Origin of the sequence: Avibacterium sp. 21-586 (genome assembly GCF_026226775.1) — a bacterium.
GTDB lineage: Bacteria > Pseudomonadota > Gammaproteobacteria > Enterobacterales > Pasteurellaceae > Avibacterium.
On sequence record NZ_JAKKOD010000001.1, the window covers coordinates 1060146 to 1077040 of the forward strand.

A 16895-nucleotide genomic window follows, 5' to 3' on the forward strand; every position below is an offset into this window, starting at 1 on the left:
TAAACTTTGATGAATTACATCTCGGCTATTTTCTAATAATAATTATGTTTTAAAATATAACTTATTATTACAGCGATAAAAAATAGAGCCAAATAATTTGGCTCTATGCTAGATTTAAAATGGATTACTTGCCTTTTGGGAGATTAAATAAGCTTTTTAAACTCATCATATACAAACTGTACTTTAGGCCCAATAATCACTTGAACACTATTTTTAGCTGGGCGTACCACACCAGCAACACCAGCAGCTTTAATTTTTGCTTCATCAACTTTTAAGCGATCTTTTACTTCAATACGCAAACGAGTGATACAATGCTCTGCAAGTTCGATATTATCTGCCCCACCAAGCCCAGCAAGAATTTTTTCAGCAAGTTCAGTATAATTGCTGTATGCTATCTCAATTTTAAGTTCCTCAGATTGATCGTCATCTTCACGTCCCGGCGTTTTCAGATTTAACGCTTTAATAAGTACGAGGAACACCACATAATAAGTAATAAATGCGGCAACACCGAGTAATAAGATAATCCACCAGCCTTCAGCGAATGGGTTTTTCAATGATAACACATAGTCCACTAAACCTGCAGAGAAGTTAAAGCCAGCACGAGCAGGTAAAAGTGCGGTTATAAATAAGAAAATTCCTGTAAGTAAAGCGTGAGCAAGATAAAGGATTGGTGCTAAGAACATAAAAGAGAATTCAAGCGGTTCGGTGATCCCAGTAAAGAATGAACATAATGCAGCAGAAGCAAGGATGCCAGCAGCATATTTTTTCTTTTTAAGATGGGCAGTCTGCCACATAGCCAAAGCTGCACCAGGTAAACCAAACATCATCATAGGGAAGAAGCCGGACATATACATACCTGTCACGCCTTTTACGCCACCTTCAACATTACCCCAGAACTTTGATAAATCAGCGATACCAGCAACATCAAAGAAAAATACCGCGTTTATGGCGTGGTGTAAGCCAATAGGAATTAATAAACGGTTAAAGAAACCAAAGATGCCCGCACCAATTGCACCTAGTCCGACAATAGATTCACCAAAGGTTATTAAACCACTGAAAAGAATTGGCCAAATAAAATAGAGTGGTATACAAAGCACTAGGGTGAGTAAAACAGACATTATTGGCACAGAACGTTTACCACCAAAGAAACCTAAAAATTCAGGCACTTGAAAGTGGCGGAAATGGTTGTAACAGTATGCACCAATACATCCACTCAAAATACCAATAAATTGATTGTTAATCTTTTTGAATGCTAAATCAGCTTCAACACCAGTCAAAGCACTCACAGTATCGGCACTAAGCATAATAGTTATGGTTAGAAAGGCAACAAGACCAGCAATAGCTGAAGTACCGTCTGCTTCGTCAGACATTCCAACGGCTACGCCAAGAGCAAAGAGTAATGACATATTGTCGATAAGAATACCACCCGCTTTCAATAACAACAAGGCAAGCATATTATTGGCACCCCAGCCGGTAGGGTCAATCCAATAACCGATTCCCATAAGAATACCTGCGACAGGCAAGGTAGCAACAGGTAATAATAAGGATCTACCTAATCTCTGTAATAATCTCATCATAATGTTATCTCCTCTTTAATAAGATTATTATGTGTTACTTTTTATAATTTGCATTCTTGAAAACAAAATATAAAAAGCATAGTCAGAAACTATACGATTATTAAAATATAATTTTATAGTCATTTAATATGAGGAAATATTAAAAAATAAATATGGCAACTATTCTTCAGTAAAAATAAATTTTTGCCAAGGTTTTAGATAATCAAGCAAAAATAACTCTTGCTTAACAATTCTGCCAACAACATTTGATTTTCCACTATTTTCCATATCTTTTAAAGCAATTTGTAGCTCTCCTGCATAATGTCCATATTCACTACTTTCAACTACAATATCCCCCCGTTTAATTAAAGCAGGCGTATTAAATAATGCAAAATGATGTCCTTTATATTTAAAACGAGGCTGCGATGAGCGGATCATATTTGCACTTTTATCCCCTCGATTTATATGCAATTCGTTTAATACTATTTTGCGTTCAATCTCCGGGAGATTAGAATGCAGCTGTACATTAAAATTGAGTACATCCAATCTTACTTTTTCTATTTTTTGCCATTCTTCAGCTGTAACATAACAGTTGGATACTAAAATATCATCAATGCCACCAAGTGCAACAAAATGTTTTATTTGCACATCAATAGGTAAAAAGCGATGTTTTTCCAATGTGGGAAGCCCTTGTGTAACAGGCCAAGGCCCAAAACCCTCTTCACATTGGCTTGTTACAAATGCCGCAGTGCGTAAACCATATTTTTTAAAGCGCTTTGTACAATTAATAAAATAATCTTCCTCTAATCCACTATAAGCGTGAGGGTAGAAATTATGACAACCACATAACAAATATTCATTTGGCTGATAATCCATTATTGTATCTAATGTAGCCACATTGTTGCTCATATTAATTTCTATTTTTAAACCATAAGGATTATAAGTCATTAGTGCTTCTTCATTGCCACTAAACCCCACATCTAATCGCAAACCATCTACATTTATTTGTTGGAAAAATGAAAGGTCTTGATAAGAAATATCTAATTTAGAAAATACACTAGGTGCAATATCAACAATAATTTCATAACCTAATTTTTTCGCATAAGTATGTATTTCTTTAAACTCATCAATAATTTCTTCTTTTGATTTATTGATGGATAATAAACAGGTAAATATACGTTTACAATTATATTTACTGCCTATTTCTAAATAGCGAAAAATATCTTCTTTTTTCGATTTTTCTGGATAAATAGATAGTCCTAACTGTCTCATTTTTCTCTCTTTACTTTGATCTTAAATAATCTAGATACAACATACTCAACAGTATTGTAGTATATCGATTATAAAAAATATGTGACAGCACTCACAAAATGAAGTCATTCTAATAATTCATAAGGATAAAAAATAAAACTTTCTATAATAAAACTATAGCTCTTATTGAAGAAGAATAGTATCGATTGAATATAATTATTTCTTTTTAGGCAGTCCTAACTATAGATTAAAACGCTATTTAGATTAAATCCTATGAAAAAGTCGTCTAAGCCTGTAAACTTATCAAACTATTTGAGCTAGGCTCCTAGAACATCTGATGATGTGAGTCACTGTAAACAAAACCACGACGTCAATTACCTCCATAATTAGCTATCAAAATAGCCCGCATATGGAGATATTTTAAGGCGAAATTAACGTAGATAAATTAATTTATCTTCGATTCGAAAAGGTGTGATTCAACGGGTAACAGTGAAAGATTTGCACTTTGTAAAGTATGATGGCAAGGTGTATATACTATTATTGTTCTTTCTTAATACATGATCTGCGAGCACTTTTACCAATTATTCGAGAAAAGATGAAACTCAATAGTCTTGTTTACGCCCATTTCTACAAAAGTGATGATGTGCTTGATATAAGTAAGTTTAATTATTTTTACATCAATCACAGCATTCACTTCGCAGAGAAACAAAAACATATCCACTAAATTGAAAATTTCGAGAACTAAACTATAACGCCATTTACGCAAATTTAATGGTATTCTCAAAGCACATATTTAATTGCCGTTTAAGAAATACAAATGGCGTTTTAATCACAACAACCCAAAATCACAAATTTCTATTTTGAAAAAATTAGTTAAGATGTAATCTAAGTTTTAGTTATCTGCCATAAGTCCTAATAAAACTATTATGCCCTTGGGCAAATTTCCCCATCGACAAAGAAATAGGCGATTTCACGCTCGGCACTTTCAGGGCTATCAGAACCGTGAACACAATTTTGCGTTTTGCTTAAAGCAAACTCTTTGCGCAATGTGCCCTCATCGGCTTCTTCTGGGTTGGTTTTGCCCATTAAAGTGCGGTAGTTTTTTATCGCATTTTCTTTTTCTAATACAGAAACCACCACAGGCGCGGAAGTCATATATTTGACCAAGCCATCAAAAAAAGGTTTTCCTTGGTGTTCCGCATAAAAGCCTTCGGCTTGTGCTTGGGTTAACTGCACCAGTTTCATTGCAATGATGCGAAATCCTTCACTTTCTAAGCGGTTAAGAATTTTACCAATTAAATTACGCTCTACCGCATCAGGTTTAATAATGGATAATGTCCGTTCCACACTTTCCTCCTATGAATTCGCTTGATTGAGTAAAAGATGTGCCAAGGTTTGCACACCAATGCCTGTTGCGCCCGTTGCCCATAAATCACTCGCGGATTTGCGATAAGTTGCAGAGCAATCAATATGCAACCAATGTTGTTGATAATTTTTCACAAAGTAAGATAAAAAGGCTGTTGCGGTGCTTGCACCGGCGCCCACTGGAGCTGTGCCGATATTGGCAATTTGGGCAAATTGAGAGCTGATTTGTGTGCGGTGAAACGCTTCAAACGGCAAGCGCCAGAAAGGCTCGTTAGCCGTTTGTGCGGCGTTAAATAGGCTTGCAACGAGTTCATTATCCATTGAAAGTACGCTGTGATAATCATTACCTACCGCCACTTTTGCCGCCCCCGTTAAAGTAGCGCAATCAATAATAAATTTTGGATTTTGCTTATCTGCTTCAATTAAGCCATCGGCTAGCACTAAACGGCCTTCTGCATCGGTATTCAACACTTCAGCGGTTACACCATTGCGATAAGTGATAATATCGCCTAATTTCATTGCATCTGCACTGACCATATTTTCCGCACAGCAGAGATAAAGCTTCACACGCTGGTTTAAGCCACCTGCAATAGCCATACCTAATGCACCGGTAACTAATGCCGCGCCCCCCATATCAGTACGCATTGTGGACATTGAATCACTTGGTTTTAAGCTATAACCACCACTGTCAAAGGTGATCCCTTTGCCGACTAAACAAGCTAACACTGGTGCATTCGGATCTTGGCTTGGGTTGAAGTCTAATTGTAACATTGCCGGCTTATGGCGGGAGGCTTTACCCACACTCCAAATGCCTTGATAATTTTTCTCGAACAAGGCTTCGCCAGAAATAATCTCAAAATTCACCGCATTTTCATTACCATATTCCGCCGCAAGTTCTGCGATAAATTGTGCGGAACGCTCAGCTAATTTTTGTGGCGTAATAACATCAGAAGGTAAGTTTATGATTTCTCTAACAAAATCACCGCACTGAATGCGAGCCAATAATTCTGCTTGTGGCTCATCATCTAAATGAGGAAATGTAATGGCATAATCCTGTTTTGCAGAATAAAAGCCTTGATAAAACGCCCAACAATTTTCTAAATCCCAATTTTCGCCTACTAATTCCACATCTTTAATGCCTTGATTACGCAATTTACGCGCAGCTTTTTGAATGAAAGTGCGGTCGGAATTTATGGAATTTTGTTTAATATGAACCATGCCTTCGTCATTAGCAAAACTCAATAACGCATTTTCGCCCCAAACTGGGCTGGCAGGTTGTGTTGAAAGGTGAATTAACATAATGATTATCCTGATTTAAATTAAGTCTAGTTATCCTAATACAAGAGAATAAAAAATCAAAATATTAAATCTTTTTTCCTTTTTTTATAAGCGGACAAATGGCCAAGACATCACTATAAAGACTCGTTATGATATATGCACTCATCACTTACTTAACCTTACAGATGAGATTAAATGTTAGAAAAAACTTGGTGAATGCGCTTGATGAGAGTATAATTCGCCCGTTTTTTGACTTATTTATTAACTAATATTAGAGGAATTAATGGCTAAAGAAGATTGCATTGAAATGCAAGGCACGATTTTAGAAACCTTGCCAAATACAATGTTCCGAGTGGAATTAGAAAATGGGCATATTGTTACCGCCCATATTTCAGGGAAGATGCGTAAAAACTATATCCGTATTTTAACTGGCGACAAAGTAACGGTAGAGATGACACCTTACGATTTAAGCAAAGGACGCATTATTTTCCGCAGTCGCTAATCTGGTTGTACATCTTTTCTTCTTACCTATTCAAATTTTGCCCTAGCCAATTTCTAGGGCAACCTTTTGTCTGCTTTTCACCATATTGTTATTATACAGATGCCTTATTGGCGAACTAAAAGGTTATAAAATGAGAAATATCAAACACTTTGCACAGCGTTATGTGGATTGGGTGATCCGTCTTGGTCGCGTACGGTTTTCACTGCTTGGCGTGCTTGTGCTTGCCGTGCTAGCCTTGTGTACACAGATGCTATTAAGCTTTTGTGTGGTGGGAACAGTCTATTGGTCGGATGTAGTGCGTTCCGTCGTGTTTGGTTTAATTTCTGCCCCTTTTGTAATCTATTTCTTCACCCTCTTAGTGGAAAAACTAGAAAAATCCCGTCTTGAATTAGCCAAATCGGTGGAAAATTTACGCTATGAAGTGTCAGAAAGAATGGTTGCAGAGAAAAAACTTTCCATTGCGTTAAACGATTTAGAGCAAAATAGTCGTAATAAAATAGCATTAATGACAACCATAAGCCACGAACTACGCACACCACTAAACGGCATTATTGGCTTGAGTCGTATTTTATTAGACAGCAATTTAACCGTCGAACAACAAAATTATCTTAAAACGATCAATATGAGTGCGGTGTCTCTAGGACATATTTTTAGCGATATTATCGATCTAGAAAAAATTGATGCACATAAAATTGAACTAAATCGTAAAGAGACAGATTTTTATGCATTCCTTAATGATATAGCAAATTTTGCCACCCTTATGGCAGAACAAAATCAGCTAAAATTTGAACTAGAATACGAACCAGATTTACCACAATGGCTGATGTTAGATAACGCCAGATTGAGCCAAATTTTATGGAACTTGATAAATAATGCCGTGAAATTCACACAAAAAGGTGTAATCAGGCTCAAAGTTACACGGACTGGCAAACAACAATTTGCTTTCGCCATTTCCGATACGGGCATTGGTATTGCAGAAAGCGAGTTAGCCAATATTTTTGAAATGTATTACCGCGTACAATCTAACCAATACCAGCACGCCGGCAGTGGCATTGGCTTAGCCGTTTCTAAAACCATTGCTAACTTAATGGATGGTGATCTAAGCGTACAAAGTGCGGTGGGAAAAGGTTCAGTTTTTACCTTGATCATTCAAGCTGAGCCTGTGAGTAAGCCGTTAGCATATCATCAATACCTCCCAAGCCAACTACACATTTTGCTGATTGAAGATATTGAAGTAAACGTGATTGTTGCAAAATCCATTTTGGAAAAATTAGGCTATCAAGTCGATGTAGCAATGACCGGACAACAAGCGATAGAAAAATTTGAGCAACATAGCTATGACTTATTACTCATTGATATTCAACTGCCCGATATGTCGGGCTTTGAAATTGCCCAGTATTTACGCCAAAAATACGAAAATGACGAATATGATTACCTTCCTCCCCTGATTGCACTTACCGCTAACATAATGCACGATAAGCAAGAGTATTTACAGCAAGGAATGGATGATATTTTACGCAAGCCACTCTCATTAGAGGAATTAACGGAATGTTTGTATCAGTATTTTACCAACGAAATTACGCCCCCTACGGCAATTTCCCACTCACGTCAATCTCTCCAACAAGCACAAGATTCTGTATTAGATCTTGCCCTATTAAATGAATTGACCGGATTATTAGGGGTGAAAACAATGAAAAATAACACCGCACTTTTCCAACAGCTCATGCCGGCATATATGACAGAATTAATGAGCGCTTATGATATTTATCAACACGATCCTAAGCATAAATTAGAAATAAGTCACGCTGCACATAAAATCAAAGGCGCGGCAGGCTCAGTGGGATTGAAACGTATTCAACAAATTGCTGATCAGGCACAACACAGCGAAAATACCGATTGGGAAAAGGATATTGCCACATGGTTGAATCAACTATCGCAATATTGGCAAAAAGACGTTGATAAACTCTCTGCGTGGTTAAATACATTTTAAGAGAAATGCGACAGTAAAATCGCTAAAACGCGTGAATATCCAACTCGAAAAATAGATGATAAAGAACAACTTGGATTTACATATAAAGTGGCAATAAAATATAACTAAGCAAAGACACCACGTTTTATTTTTAGTGAGGCAAACCTATGAATACTCAAATTGATAAACTTGCTTGGCTATACATCAAAGATAACCAAGTGCTAATGGCTCGCTCCAAAGGGAAAGAAAAATTTTATCTCCCAGGAGGAAAAAGAGAACCACACGAAAGCGATCAACAAGCCTTAATACGAGAAATTGAAGAAGAATTAGGGATTACACTAATCGCCAGCAGCCTCCAATATATTGGTGAATTTTCTGCTCAAGCAGACGGAAAAAACACCGATTGCATCGTCAAACTCACCTGCTATAAAGCCGATTTTATCGGTGAATATCACCCTCAAAGTGAAATAGACGAAATTGCGTGGATTCACTATCAAAATAAAGAAAAATGCTCTCTCGCCACACAGAAAGTATTGGAATATTTAAAACAACAAGGCCAATTAGAATAATCAAGTTTCCACAAACCCATTAATAAAAAACAACCACGTTTTTACTAACATTAACACAGCCCAGCTTTCTCAAAAAATGCTCGATAAGCGGCAACTTTTTTCTCAAAAGCTAACGGATAAGCCCTTGAGGTAGAAGGGAGACGGTATAAATTTAATGAAAAATTAAGGTAAGAATAAGGAATAAAGTGATTGGTTTTTGGTGCATTAACTTTTTCAGGCAATAATGCAAGCAGAATTTCAGTGGCTTTTCCACCAGTGGTGAAAATCCAATGGCATTGCGACACTTGGGGCAACACTTCGCTAAGATTTACGCTTTCCACCACTTTCAGAAATTTATCTGAGGCATTATCTTGCTCGCGAATGGCTTTGCGTACCGTTGGACATAATGCAATGCCCTTTTGCCATAAAAAATCCTTAATCCGTACGGGATCAAAACGTTTTTCATTGGGTACTTGAAAATAATCCGCACGCCCGAAAAACACTTCGCCATACACGCGCCACATATCATTTTGAAAATTGGGATAATGGAATTCCATACAGCGTTTTTCCGCCTTAGGGGGAAAACTTCCCATCATCATCACCGTTGCGTGCGGTGGTAAAATCGCAGGAAATGGGTGCGTTTCAATTTGCTCGCTCATCTATTTCGCCACCTTTAACTGTTGATACAAATAATGACGATAACCTGCCAGTAATTGCTCATCTTGGCAATCTTGCAGTTTTCCGCCACTCAATTTTCGCATTGCAATATTGGCTTGCATAAACTCATCGGCTGGCAATCCGGCAATTTCTAAAATCAAGCCACCTGCCTGCGCCAAATCAAGGAAATCCTGTTGTTGCTCAAAGTCAGTTTGCATATTGCTACGCACCACAAATTGCGTAATGTAATTTGGGTTTGGATAATCAAATTGATAAGCAGGCTGTGCCCCACCAATAGAAATCTGATGATCTCCAAAATACGCCAACACATAAGGCTTATTACGATTTTGCATATAACAATTGAAATCTTCGATAACCTCATTGAGCTTCACAATACGCTGAATATAATCATTCAACTCACCTGTACCTTTTTCACTAAAGCCCTGATTCTGCAAATTAAAAATATTCCCCACATCGTGATAAGGCCCGTGTTCACGCATTGTTAGCACATAAACAAATAAAGGCTGATTCACCTTTTCGAGTGCAGGAATACCTTCTTTTTGCAAAATTTTCTGTACATATTGGCTCATTTCATCACTGCCAATCGTCCATAAATTTTTGCTTAACGGCGCAGGATACCCCAATTCTTGTGGTTGCAACATTAAATCAAAACCAAGATGATCATAGGCTGGCTTGGCATTATAATTTCCCTTGGTAAAGGGCGATAAAGCTACGCAATAATAGCCTTGAGCTTTCAAGTTTTGGATAAAGCTATATTGTAAGTGTGGCACAACAGAATAAAACACGGCATTCGCCATTGCGCCAAAATCCGTTGAAGGCAGCCCCGACAGAAAAGCAAACTCTGATTTCCAGGTTGCCCCACCTAAGGTATGCACGCGTAAATGGCTGTTAAACTTAGTATCCGCTTGATTTTCATACATTGTAATTGGCGGGATATCGGCACGTTCAAACACAAAGCTATGTGGATTTAGGGTAGATTCTTGAAGCCATACCACAATATCGGGTTTCTCTGCCTGCGCGGTAAGTGGGTAATCAACAACCTGTTGTTTCTGTTTAAGAAAATAATCTGCATCACCATCAAAAACAGGCGCTTTAAAAAACACCCCACGGCAAGACATTGGTAGGTTTAAAAACACATCTCGCCCGTCATCAGGTAAAGAATCAAGCCACTGCTTAATAGCCGATTTATTTTTGCTGTAATGGCAAATGGCAAAAATCGTGAAAAAAAGCACCGCACTTGCTAAAATTCGCCATTCAATGCTTGCCACGTCAGCTGATGACCAGCCCATCACGGCATAAACTAGCAATCCAATCAAGCCAGCAATAGCGAAAATGGCCGAGCGATAATGCAACAAGGTTTCCCAATTTCGCCAATCCAGCACTAAAAAGAAATCAGACACCAAGAGCGGTTGTTTATAAAAATGTATTTTCAAACGATGGAAAAGCATCAACACCACAAACAACACCGCAGCAAAATTCAGCCCACGCTGCCATTGTCCTGTACTACTAAACATCAAACTAAAAAACAACACAAACTGCGCAATCGCAAAGAAATACGTCCAGCGATAATGCGAGTTAATAACAAAAATCACCGCCGCAAGGGTGAAAAGGGAGAGTAAGAGATATTGCATAGTCAAATTAATGTTTTAGCCTAAATAAAAAATTATGTACAAATCGATTAATACGATCTTTTAAGTTAAAGTATTCGCGTCTGATTTTCGAAAGCAGAGATAAATTCTTTTCGCCTCGTTTATCCTCTCCTATAAGAGAATCAATTCCCTCTATCCGATCAATACAAGGAGGATAAATTGCAAAATTCTCAATTTTGTTTTCATAAAAACGCGCCATTTGATCATCCACCGGAAAAATCCAAACTTTACAATAATCAAGCAATTTACTAGCAGCTTCAGGTGTTATAGCATAACCTTGGGCACAAAAATAGTCCTTATAAAACTTCATTACTGAAAAATCATCAAATTTTTCCACTTCAATTCTTTTAACATTACGATAATTTTTATGTAACCATAAAAAAGGGTAACTTTTTAAAACCTCATCTAAATTACTATAAACAGATTTAAAGTTATCAAGAATACTTATATCATCCTCTAATACAATGATAGGGGTGTTGCTGTTAGCACATTCTTTCCACAAAGAATAATGGCTAGCAAAACAGCCTAATTCACCTAATGAAAGCGTCCTTCCTTTTCTTTGAAAATGTTTTTCTCCATTATAATGAGAAAATAAAGGATGCTTAGGATTCTCTCTCGCATCAACAGCAGGAAAAAATTGAAATTTAATGGCTAATTTTTCAAATTGTTCTTTAATGATCCCCTCTCTATCTTTTGCTGATTCAATGTGGATCACATAAATAGGTATCATTCTATTACTCTCCTATTATTGTCAATTGTCATTGCATAAAAAATAACATTACACATATAAAAGAACATTGCATATTCCTTCAATCTTAATAAAGCATCACTAAGACTAAATGAAAGTAATGCAAGAACATTGATTATTCCTAGTAGAGCTATAAGTTTTTTTTCTTCATCCTTAGCTTCCTTATACATTTTTATATAGTAAAATCCTAAAGTGTAAATAAATAGAACTAGAAAAAACAACCCAATCATTCCTCTATAAAAAGCTTGCTCAATAAAAAGATTATGAGTATGAGGAAAGTCTTTAATAATAGAAGGAAAATCAGCGCTTTTAGATTGCTCAAGTCGCTTTTCATCCATACCATTTTTTCCCCAGCCTAATAATGGTCTCTCTTTGATACCTTGAAAAGCACTCCGCCATAATTCAAATCTCATTCCAATTGAAGTTTCTTTATTGATTCCATCAAAATATTGAGTAACATCACTAATTGCCTCATTATAGCGTTTCTGAATACCTGTCTGTGGAATAAAACTTGCAATAATCACTAAAGCTAAAATGGATGATAAGAATGGAATGACTATGTGTTTTAAATATTTTCTATAGTGAAAACTTAATACGATAATAGCCACAGGAAAAATCATCCAAGTTCCTCTTGAACCAGTTAAAATATTTCCCAAAAGCCCTACTGAGGCTGAACATAACATTAATATGGCTAATAGTTTCTTATTAACTCTTAGATAATCAATTCCGAATATAAAGCAATATAAAGAAACAGTCATTATGATCGCCCCAGCTGGAATTGGATGAATATAACTGAATGCTCTTTCTATCCCAATAAAGAATTTATTATATATGGCAGAAATACCATAAATAAAACTACTTACCCCAAAAACTAAAGCCATAAAATTAAAAGTAGGCTTATATTTCCAAATTAAGAGAATAATAGGGATTGATAGAATTAAAAAGTGATCAGATTTAAAGGAATTTGGGATTGCATCGCCATTAATAAAAGCTACGACAAAGGATATTAAGTAATAACCTATAGCAGAGAAAATATAATACTTTACATATTTTGAAATAGTAATTTCACTCTTATATACAGAGATATAAAGAATGGAAATTAAAAATAGAATTGAAGGTGCAATATAATAGGCGTTTTTTATATTTATTAATGTAGAAAAGAATATAAACAATAGTAAATTGATAGTATAAGAAAGGCTATTCTTCGTTAAGGAAAGTTTAAACATATAAGCACTCTTGGATATTTTTAAAATACACTAATAATCAAAGAAAACCGCACTTTCTCTAAAGTGCGGTTAATTTCTAACGTATTTTTAGTAAAATAAAATATGACTACAACGCCTTCAAAATATCATCCACGCGCTCTTTTGCATCACCGAAAAGCATTTGGGTGTTTTCTTTGAAGAAGAGTGGGTTTTGTACGCCGGCGTAGCCTACCGCCATTGAACGTTTGAACACGACCACGTTCGCAGCTTTCCACACTTCTAGCACGGGCATTCCTGCGATTGGGCTGTTTGGATCGTCCATTGCCGCAGGGTTTACGGTATCATTTGCGCCGATAACCAATACCACGTCTGTATCCGCGAAATCATCGTTGATTTCGTCCATTTCTAATACCACGTCATAAGGCACTTTGGCTTCCGCAAGCAACACGTTCATATGGCCCGGTAAACGCCCTGCTACTGGGTGAATACCAAAACGCACGTTCACGCCACGATCACGCAATTTTTGTGTGATTTCAGCCACTGGATACTGCGCTTGTGCCACCGCCATACCATATCCTGGGGTGATGATGACAGAGCTTGCATTTTTCAGCATTTCCGCCACTTCTTCTGCCGTTGTTTCGCGGTGTTCGCCTTGTTCTTCATCACCACTTGCCACCACATCATTACCAAAACCGCCAGCAATAACGCTGATAAATGAACGGTTCATCGCTTTACACATAATGTAAGATAAAATCGCACCTGATGAGCCCACTAATGCGCCCGTTACGATCAAGAGATCGTTATTAAGCATAAAGCCTGCTGCTGCGGCTGCCCAGCCTGAATAAGAGTTCAGCATTGACACCACCACTGGCATATCCGCACCACCAATTGATGCCACTAAGTGCCAACCAAAGGCAAGGGCAATGATGGTCATTAATAGCACTGGGAAAATATTTTCTGGTGAGCTTAAAAACGCAATCATTAATAAAGCAGAAACTACTAGCGCCGCTAAATTTAATTTATGGCGATGCGGTAACATTAGTGCTTTAGAGTTAATAATGCCGCGTAATTTACCGAATGCGACCACAGATCCTGTAAAGGTTACCGCACCGATAAAGATCCCTAAGAACACTTCCACATTGTGGATTGTGGCAAGGGTTGCTTGTTCTGCATCAAAGGCGGATTTCGCGTTTTCTAATGCAGCTTCGCTGATAAATGCTGTACCTTCTGGTGCAACAAATTCAGGGGTAACGTGTAAGCCAAAGCTGTTAAAGCCTACCAACACCGCTGCAAGACCAACAAAGCTATGTAGAATTGCGACCAGTTCTGGCATTTCGGTCATTTCTACTTTTAATGCACGTTGGATACCAATCACCGCACCAATCGCCATGGCGATTAAAATCCAAATTTGCCCTGACGTTTGTGGGCCAAAAATGGTTGCGATAAGGGCAATGGTCATACCCACAATGCCATACCAACAACCTGCTTTAGCAGTTTCGTGTTTAGAAAGCCCTGCTAAGCTCATAATGAAAAGTAATGCCGCTACAATATATGCAGCCTGTACTAAACCTTCTGACATTGCTTTTTCTCCTTAACCTTTTCTAAACATTGCAAGCATACGTTGGGTAACTTTAAAGCCACCAAAGATATTGATACTTGCCACTAAAATTGCGATAAATGCGAGCAGGCTGATAAAGAAACTGCCTTGAGCAATTTGCAATAACGCCCCCACAATGATGATACCTGAAATGGCATTGGTTACCGCCATTAACGGCGTATGTAAGGCGTGGCTCACATTCCACACCACATAGTACCCCACCACACAAGCAAGCACGAACACAGTGAAGTGTGATAAAAACGCCGCTGGCATCACTGAACCTAACCATAAGAACAACACGCCAATTGCGCCCATAATGCCGTATTTCACGCGTGGGTCTTGCGGTTTTTGTTCTTTTTTCTCAACGGCCACTTCCACTTTTTTCTGTGGTTGGGCAGAAACTTGAATTGGTGGTGCAGGCCAAGTGACCTCACCATCACGGATAACCGTTACCCCACGCAACACCACATCATCAAAATCAATATTGATTGTGCCGTCTTTCTCTTTACATAATAACTTGAGCAAGTTCACCAAGTTAGTGCCGTAAAGCTGGGAAGATTGCGTAGGCAAACGTGCAGGGAAATCGGTATAACCGATCACTTTCACTTGATTATCGGTAACGAACACTTCACCCGGTTTAGTGTACTCACAGTTCCCCCCTGTTAAGGCGGCTAAATCCACAATCACCGAACCCGGTTTCATTGAATCCACCATTTCTTTGGTGATCAAACGTGGTGCAGGTTTTCCCGGGATCGCAGCAGTGGTAATGATAATGTCCACGTCTTTCGCTTGGGCTGCATAAAGCTCCATTGCACGGCGATTAAATTCTTCCGACATTACTTTCGCATAGCCATCACCTGAGCCACCTTCTTCTTCAAAATCAATTTCTAAGAAGTCTGCGCCCATTGATTTCACTTGCTCTTTCACTTCAGGACGAGAGTCAAAGGCTCGCACAATCGCACCAAGGCTGTTGGCTGCACCAATCGCTGCCAAACCTGCCACACCCGCACCAATTACCAACACTTTCGCAGGTGGCACTTTACCCGCAGCCGTGATTTGCCCCGTGAAGAAGCTACCAAACGCATTGGCGGCTTCCACCACCGCACGATAACCTGAAATATTCGCCATTGATGAAAGGGCATCTAAGGATTGCGCACGTGAAATACGCGGTACGGCGTCCATTGCTAACACATTAATTTTTTTAGCCGATAATTTTTCCATTAAGGCTTCATTTTGGGCTGGCCAAATAAAGCTGATCAGGGTTGCCCCTTCTTTAATTAAGGCAATTTCCTCATCGGTTGGCGGATTCACTTTCATAATCACATCAGCATTCCAAGCCTCTTGTGCTGTGCCGATTTTCGCGCCGGCATTAATAAATGCCTGATCTTCAAAACTTGCTTTAAAGCCCGCATTCTGTTCAACCAGCACTTCAAAGCCAAGCTTTAAAATTTGCTGAACAGTCTTTGGCGTTGCCGCCACACGGGTTTCATTATCAAGCAGTTCTCTAGGTACACCAATTAACATAATGTTTCCTTCAAATTGATTGCTGATAAAATCTGGAAAACCTTGCTTTCCAGCCCATAAATGACAAAAGTCAAACTGCCCTAACTGTACCATTTATTGCAAAAAAGATACAAAAAGATTTTGCAAATTTCATTGAAAAAATTTACCTATAAATCAATTTTTTAAAAATCATCTAAAAAAGCCATAGCATCAATAATTAAAAATGAACAAAAAAAGCACCGCACTTTACTTTTTCACAATTTTACAAAATGATACACTCCCCTTTTTAATCAAAACAGGAACACAAAATGCAATTACCTGCACTTCAATCCGCCACGCTGATACGCCGTTACAAACGTTTTTTAGCCGATGTAGAGCTGGCGAATGGTGAAATACTCACCATTCACTGCGCCAACACAGGGGCGATGACAGGCTGTGGCGAAAAAGGCAATACCATTTGGTATTCCACCTCCGACAGCAAAACTCGTAAGTATCCCCACTCGTGGGAACTCACCCAGCTCAAAAATGGGCAAATGGTGTGCATTAACACGCACCGCTCCAATCAGCTCACCTTAGAAGCCTTGCAAAATAAGCGAATCAAAGAATTAGCCGCATACAGTGAAATTTTGCCTGAAATAAAATATGGCGAAGAAAACAGCCGCATTGATTTTCTGCTCAAAGGCGAAGGCTTGCCCGATTGCTATGTTGAAGTGAAATCCGTCACGCTTGTAAAAGGCAACCTCGGTATGTTCCCCGATGCAGTAACAACCCGCGGACAAAAGCACTTGCGTGAATTAATGGCGATGAAAAAGCTTGGCCATAGAGCGGTGATTTTTTTCGCCGGATTGCACAACGGTTTCGATCGCTTCAAAGTGGCAGAATATATTGATCCTGACTATGCCAAACTGCTCAGCCAAGCCATTAAAGAAGGCGTGGAAGTGTATGCCTATGCAGGGGAATTTGCATTTTCTCAACACATTCCCACCGCACTTTCTCTCACCAATTCCGTGCCTTATATCGAATAAAAAAATTATTGAGAATTATTT

14 protein-coding genes are annotated in these 16895 nt (G+C 38.3%); 4 read left to right on the plus strand and 10 right to left on the minus strand.

Going from position 1 to position 16895, the window contains the following annotated elements:
• Positions 1–143: 143 nt before the first annotated feature.
• The 4 genes from nagE to pepB all read right to left on the minus strand — a co-directional run bounded on the left by nagE (position 144) and on the right by pepB (position 5471).
• Positions 144–1574: an N-acetylglucosamine-specific PTS transporter subunit IIBC gene (gene nagE / locus L5B71_RS04845; protein ID WP_265757781.1), complete on the minus strand. Its 1431-nt coding sequence runs from the start codon at positions 1572–1574 to the stop codon at positions 144–146.
• 162 nt (positions 1575–1736) lie between these two features.
• Positions 1737–2828 carry a DUF871 domain-containing protein gene (locus tag L5B71_RS04850; RefSeq protein WP_265757250.1) on the minus strand — a complete coding sequence of 364 codons (1092 nt, stop codon included), beginning with the start codon at positions 2826–2828 and terminating at the stop codon, positions 1737–1739.
• 903 nt (positions 2829–3731) lie between these two features.
• Entirely contained in the window at positions 3732–4154 is a 423-nt protein-coding gene (gene ndk / locus L5B71_RS04855) for a nucleoside-diphosphate kinase (RefSeq protein WP_265757251.1), read from the minus strand.
• Positions 4155–4163: 9 nt separating this feature from the next.
• Positions 4164–5471, minus strand: a complete 1308-nt coding sequence (gene pepB, locus L5B71_RS04860; protein ID WP_265757252.1) for an aminopeptidase PepB — start codon at positions 5469–5471, stop codon at positions 4164–4166.
• A 262-nt stretch (positions 5472–5733) separates the two neighbouring features.
• On the opposite strand from pepB, the gene infA reads away from it, so the two are divergent.
• The 3 genes from infA (at position 5734) to L5B71_RS04875 (ending at position 8490) form a co-directional block, all read left to right on the plus strand.
• The gene (gene infA, locus L5B71_RS04865; protein ID WP_250363543.1) at positions 5734–5952 is read left to right on the plus strand and encodes a translation initiation factor IF-1; all 219 of its coding nucleotides are present in this window, start codon (positions 5734–5736) and stop codon (positions 5950–5952) included.
• Positions 5953–6082: 130 nt separating this feature from the next.
• On the plus strand, positions 6083–7942 hold the full coding sequence (locus L5B71_RS04870; protein WP_265757253.1) for an ATP-binding protein: 1860 nt from the start codon (positions 6083–6085) through the stop codon (positions 7940–7942).
• Between the two features lie 146 nt (positions 7943–8088).
• A complete protein-coding gene (locus L5B71_RS04875) occupies positions 8089–8490 on the plus strand; it encodes an NUDIX hydrolase (RefSeq protein ID WP_265757254.1) in 402 nt (133 codons plus the stop codon).
• A 50-nt stretch (positions 8491–8540) separates the two neighbouring features.
• Here L5B71_RS04875 and L5B71_RS04880 read toward each other — a convergent pair whose 3' ends face one another.
• The 6 genes from L5B71_RS04880 to pntA form a co-directional block, all read right to left on the minus strand.
• Positions 8541–9128 (minus strand): DNA glycosylase, encoded by a 588-nt coding sequence (locus tag L5B71_RS04880; RefSeq protein WP_265757255.1) that lies wholly within the window; start codon positions 9126–9128, stop codon positions 8541–8543.
• A complete protein-coding gene (locus tag L5B71_RS04885; protein WP_265757256.1) occupies positions 9129–10778 on the minus strand; it encodes an LTA synthase family protein in 1650 nt (549 codons plus the stop codon).
• Between the two features lie 7 nt (positions 10779–10785).
• Positions 10786–11526, minus strand: a complete 741-nt coding sequence (locus tag L5B71_RS04890; RefSeq protein WP_265757257.1) for a glycosyltransferase family 25 protein — start codon at positions 11524–11526, stop codon at positions 10786–10788.
• Complete coding sequence (locus L5B71_RS04895) at positions 11523–12770, minus strand: O-antigen ligase family protein (protein WP_265757258.1); 1248 nt, start codon at positions 12768–12770, stop codon at positions 11523–11525. Before L5B71_RS04895 ends, L5B71_RS04890 begins: the two co-directional genes overlap by 4 nt.
• 106 nt (positions 12771–12876) lie before the next feature.
• Positions 12877–14328 (minus strand): Re/Si-specific NAD(P)(+) transhydrogenase subunit beta, encoded by a 1452-nt coding sequence (pntB, locus tag L5B71_RS04900; protein WP_265757259.1) that lies wholly within the window; start codon positions 14326–14328, stop codon positions 12877–12879.
• Between the two features lie 12 nt (positions 14329–14340).
• On the minus strand, positions 14341–15870 hold the full coding sequence (gene pntA / locus L5B71_RS04905) for a Re/Si-specific NAD(P)(+) transhydrogenase subunit alpha (RefSeq protein WP_265757260.1): 1530 nt from the start codon (positions 15868–15870) through the stop codon (positions 14341–14343).
• Positions 15871–16157: 287 nt separating this feature from the next.
• Here pntA and sfsA point away from each other — a divergent pair, with 287 nt between their 5' ends.
• On the plus strand, positions 16158–16874 hold the full coding sequence (gene sfsA / locus L5B71_RS04910) for a DNA/RNA nuclease SfsA (RefSeq protein WP_265757261.1): 717 nt from the start codon (positions 16158–16160) through the stop codon (positions 16872–16874).
• Positions 16875–16895: the final 21 nt, after the last annotated feature.

Coding starts and splice junctions, on each gene's coding strand:
- nagE (WP_265757781.1), bottom strand. CDS start 1,574: ATGAGATTATTACAGAGATTAGGTAGATCCTTATTATTACCTGTTGCT.
- L5B71_RS04890 (WP_265757257.1), bottom strand. CDS start 11,526: ATGATACCTATTTATGTGATCCACATTGAATCAGCAAAAGATAGAGAG.
- L5B71_RS04870 (WP_265757253.1), top strand. CDS start 6,083: ATGAGAAATATCAAACACTTTGCACAGCGTTATGTGGATTGGGTGATC.
- pntA (WP_265757260.1), bottom strand. CDS start 15,870: ATGTTAATTGGTGTACCTAGAGAACTGCTTGATAATGAAACCCGTGTG.
- L5B71_RS04885 (WP_265757256.1), bottom strand. CDS start 10,778: ATGCAATATCTCTTACTCTCCCTTTTCACCCTTGCGGCGGTGATTTTT.
- L5B71_RS04850 (WP_265757250.1), bottom strand. CDS start 2,828: ATGAGACAGTTAGGACTATCTATTTATCCAGAAAAATCGAAAAAAGAA.
- infA (WP_250363543.1), top strand. CDS start 5,734: ATGGCTAAAGAAGATTGCATTGAAATGCAAGGCACGATTTTAGAAACC.
- pntB (WP_265757259.1), bottom strand. CDS start 14,328: ATGTCAGAAGGTTTAGTACAGGCTGCATATATTGTAGCGGCATTACTT.
- sfsA (WP_265757261.1), top strand. CDS start 16,158: ATGCAATTACCTGCACTTCAATCCGCCACGCTGATACGCCGTTACAAA.
- L5B71_RS04895 (WP_265757258.1), bottom strand. CDS start 12,770: ATGTTTAAACTTTCCTTAACGAAGAATAGCCTTTCTTATACTATCAAT.
- pepB (WP_265757252.1), bottom strand. CDS start 5,471: ATGTTAATTCACCTTTCAACACAACCTGCCAGCCCAGTTTGGGGCGAA.
- L5B71_RS04880 (WP_265757255.1), bottom strand. CDS start 9,128: ATGAGCGAGCAAATTGAAACGCACCCATTTCCTGCGATTTTACCACCG.
- L5B71_RS04875 (WP_265757254.1), top strand. CDS start 8,089: ATGAATACTCAAATTGATAAACTTGCTTGGCTATACATCAAAGATAAC.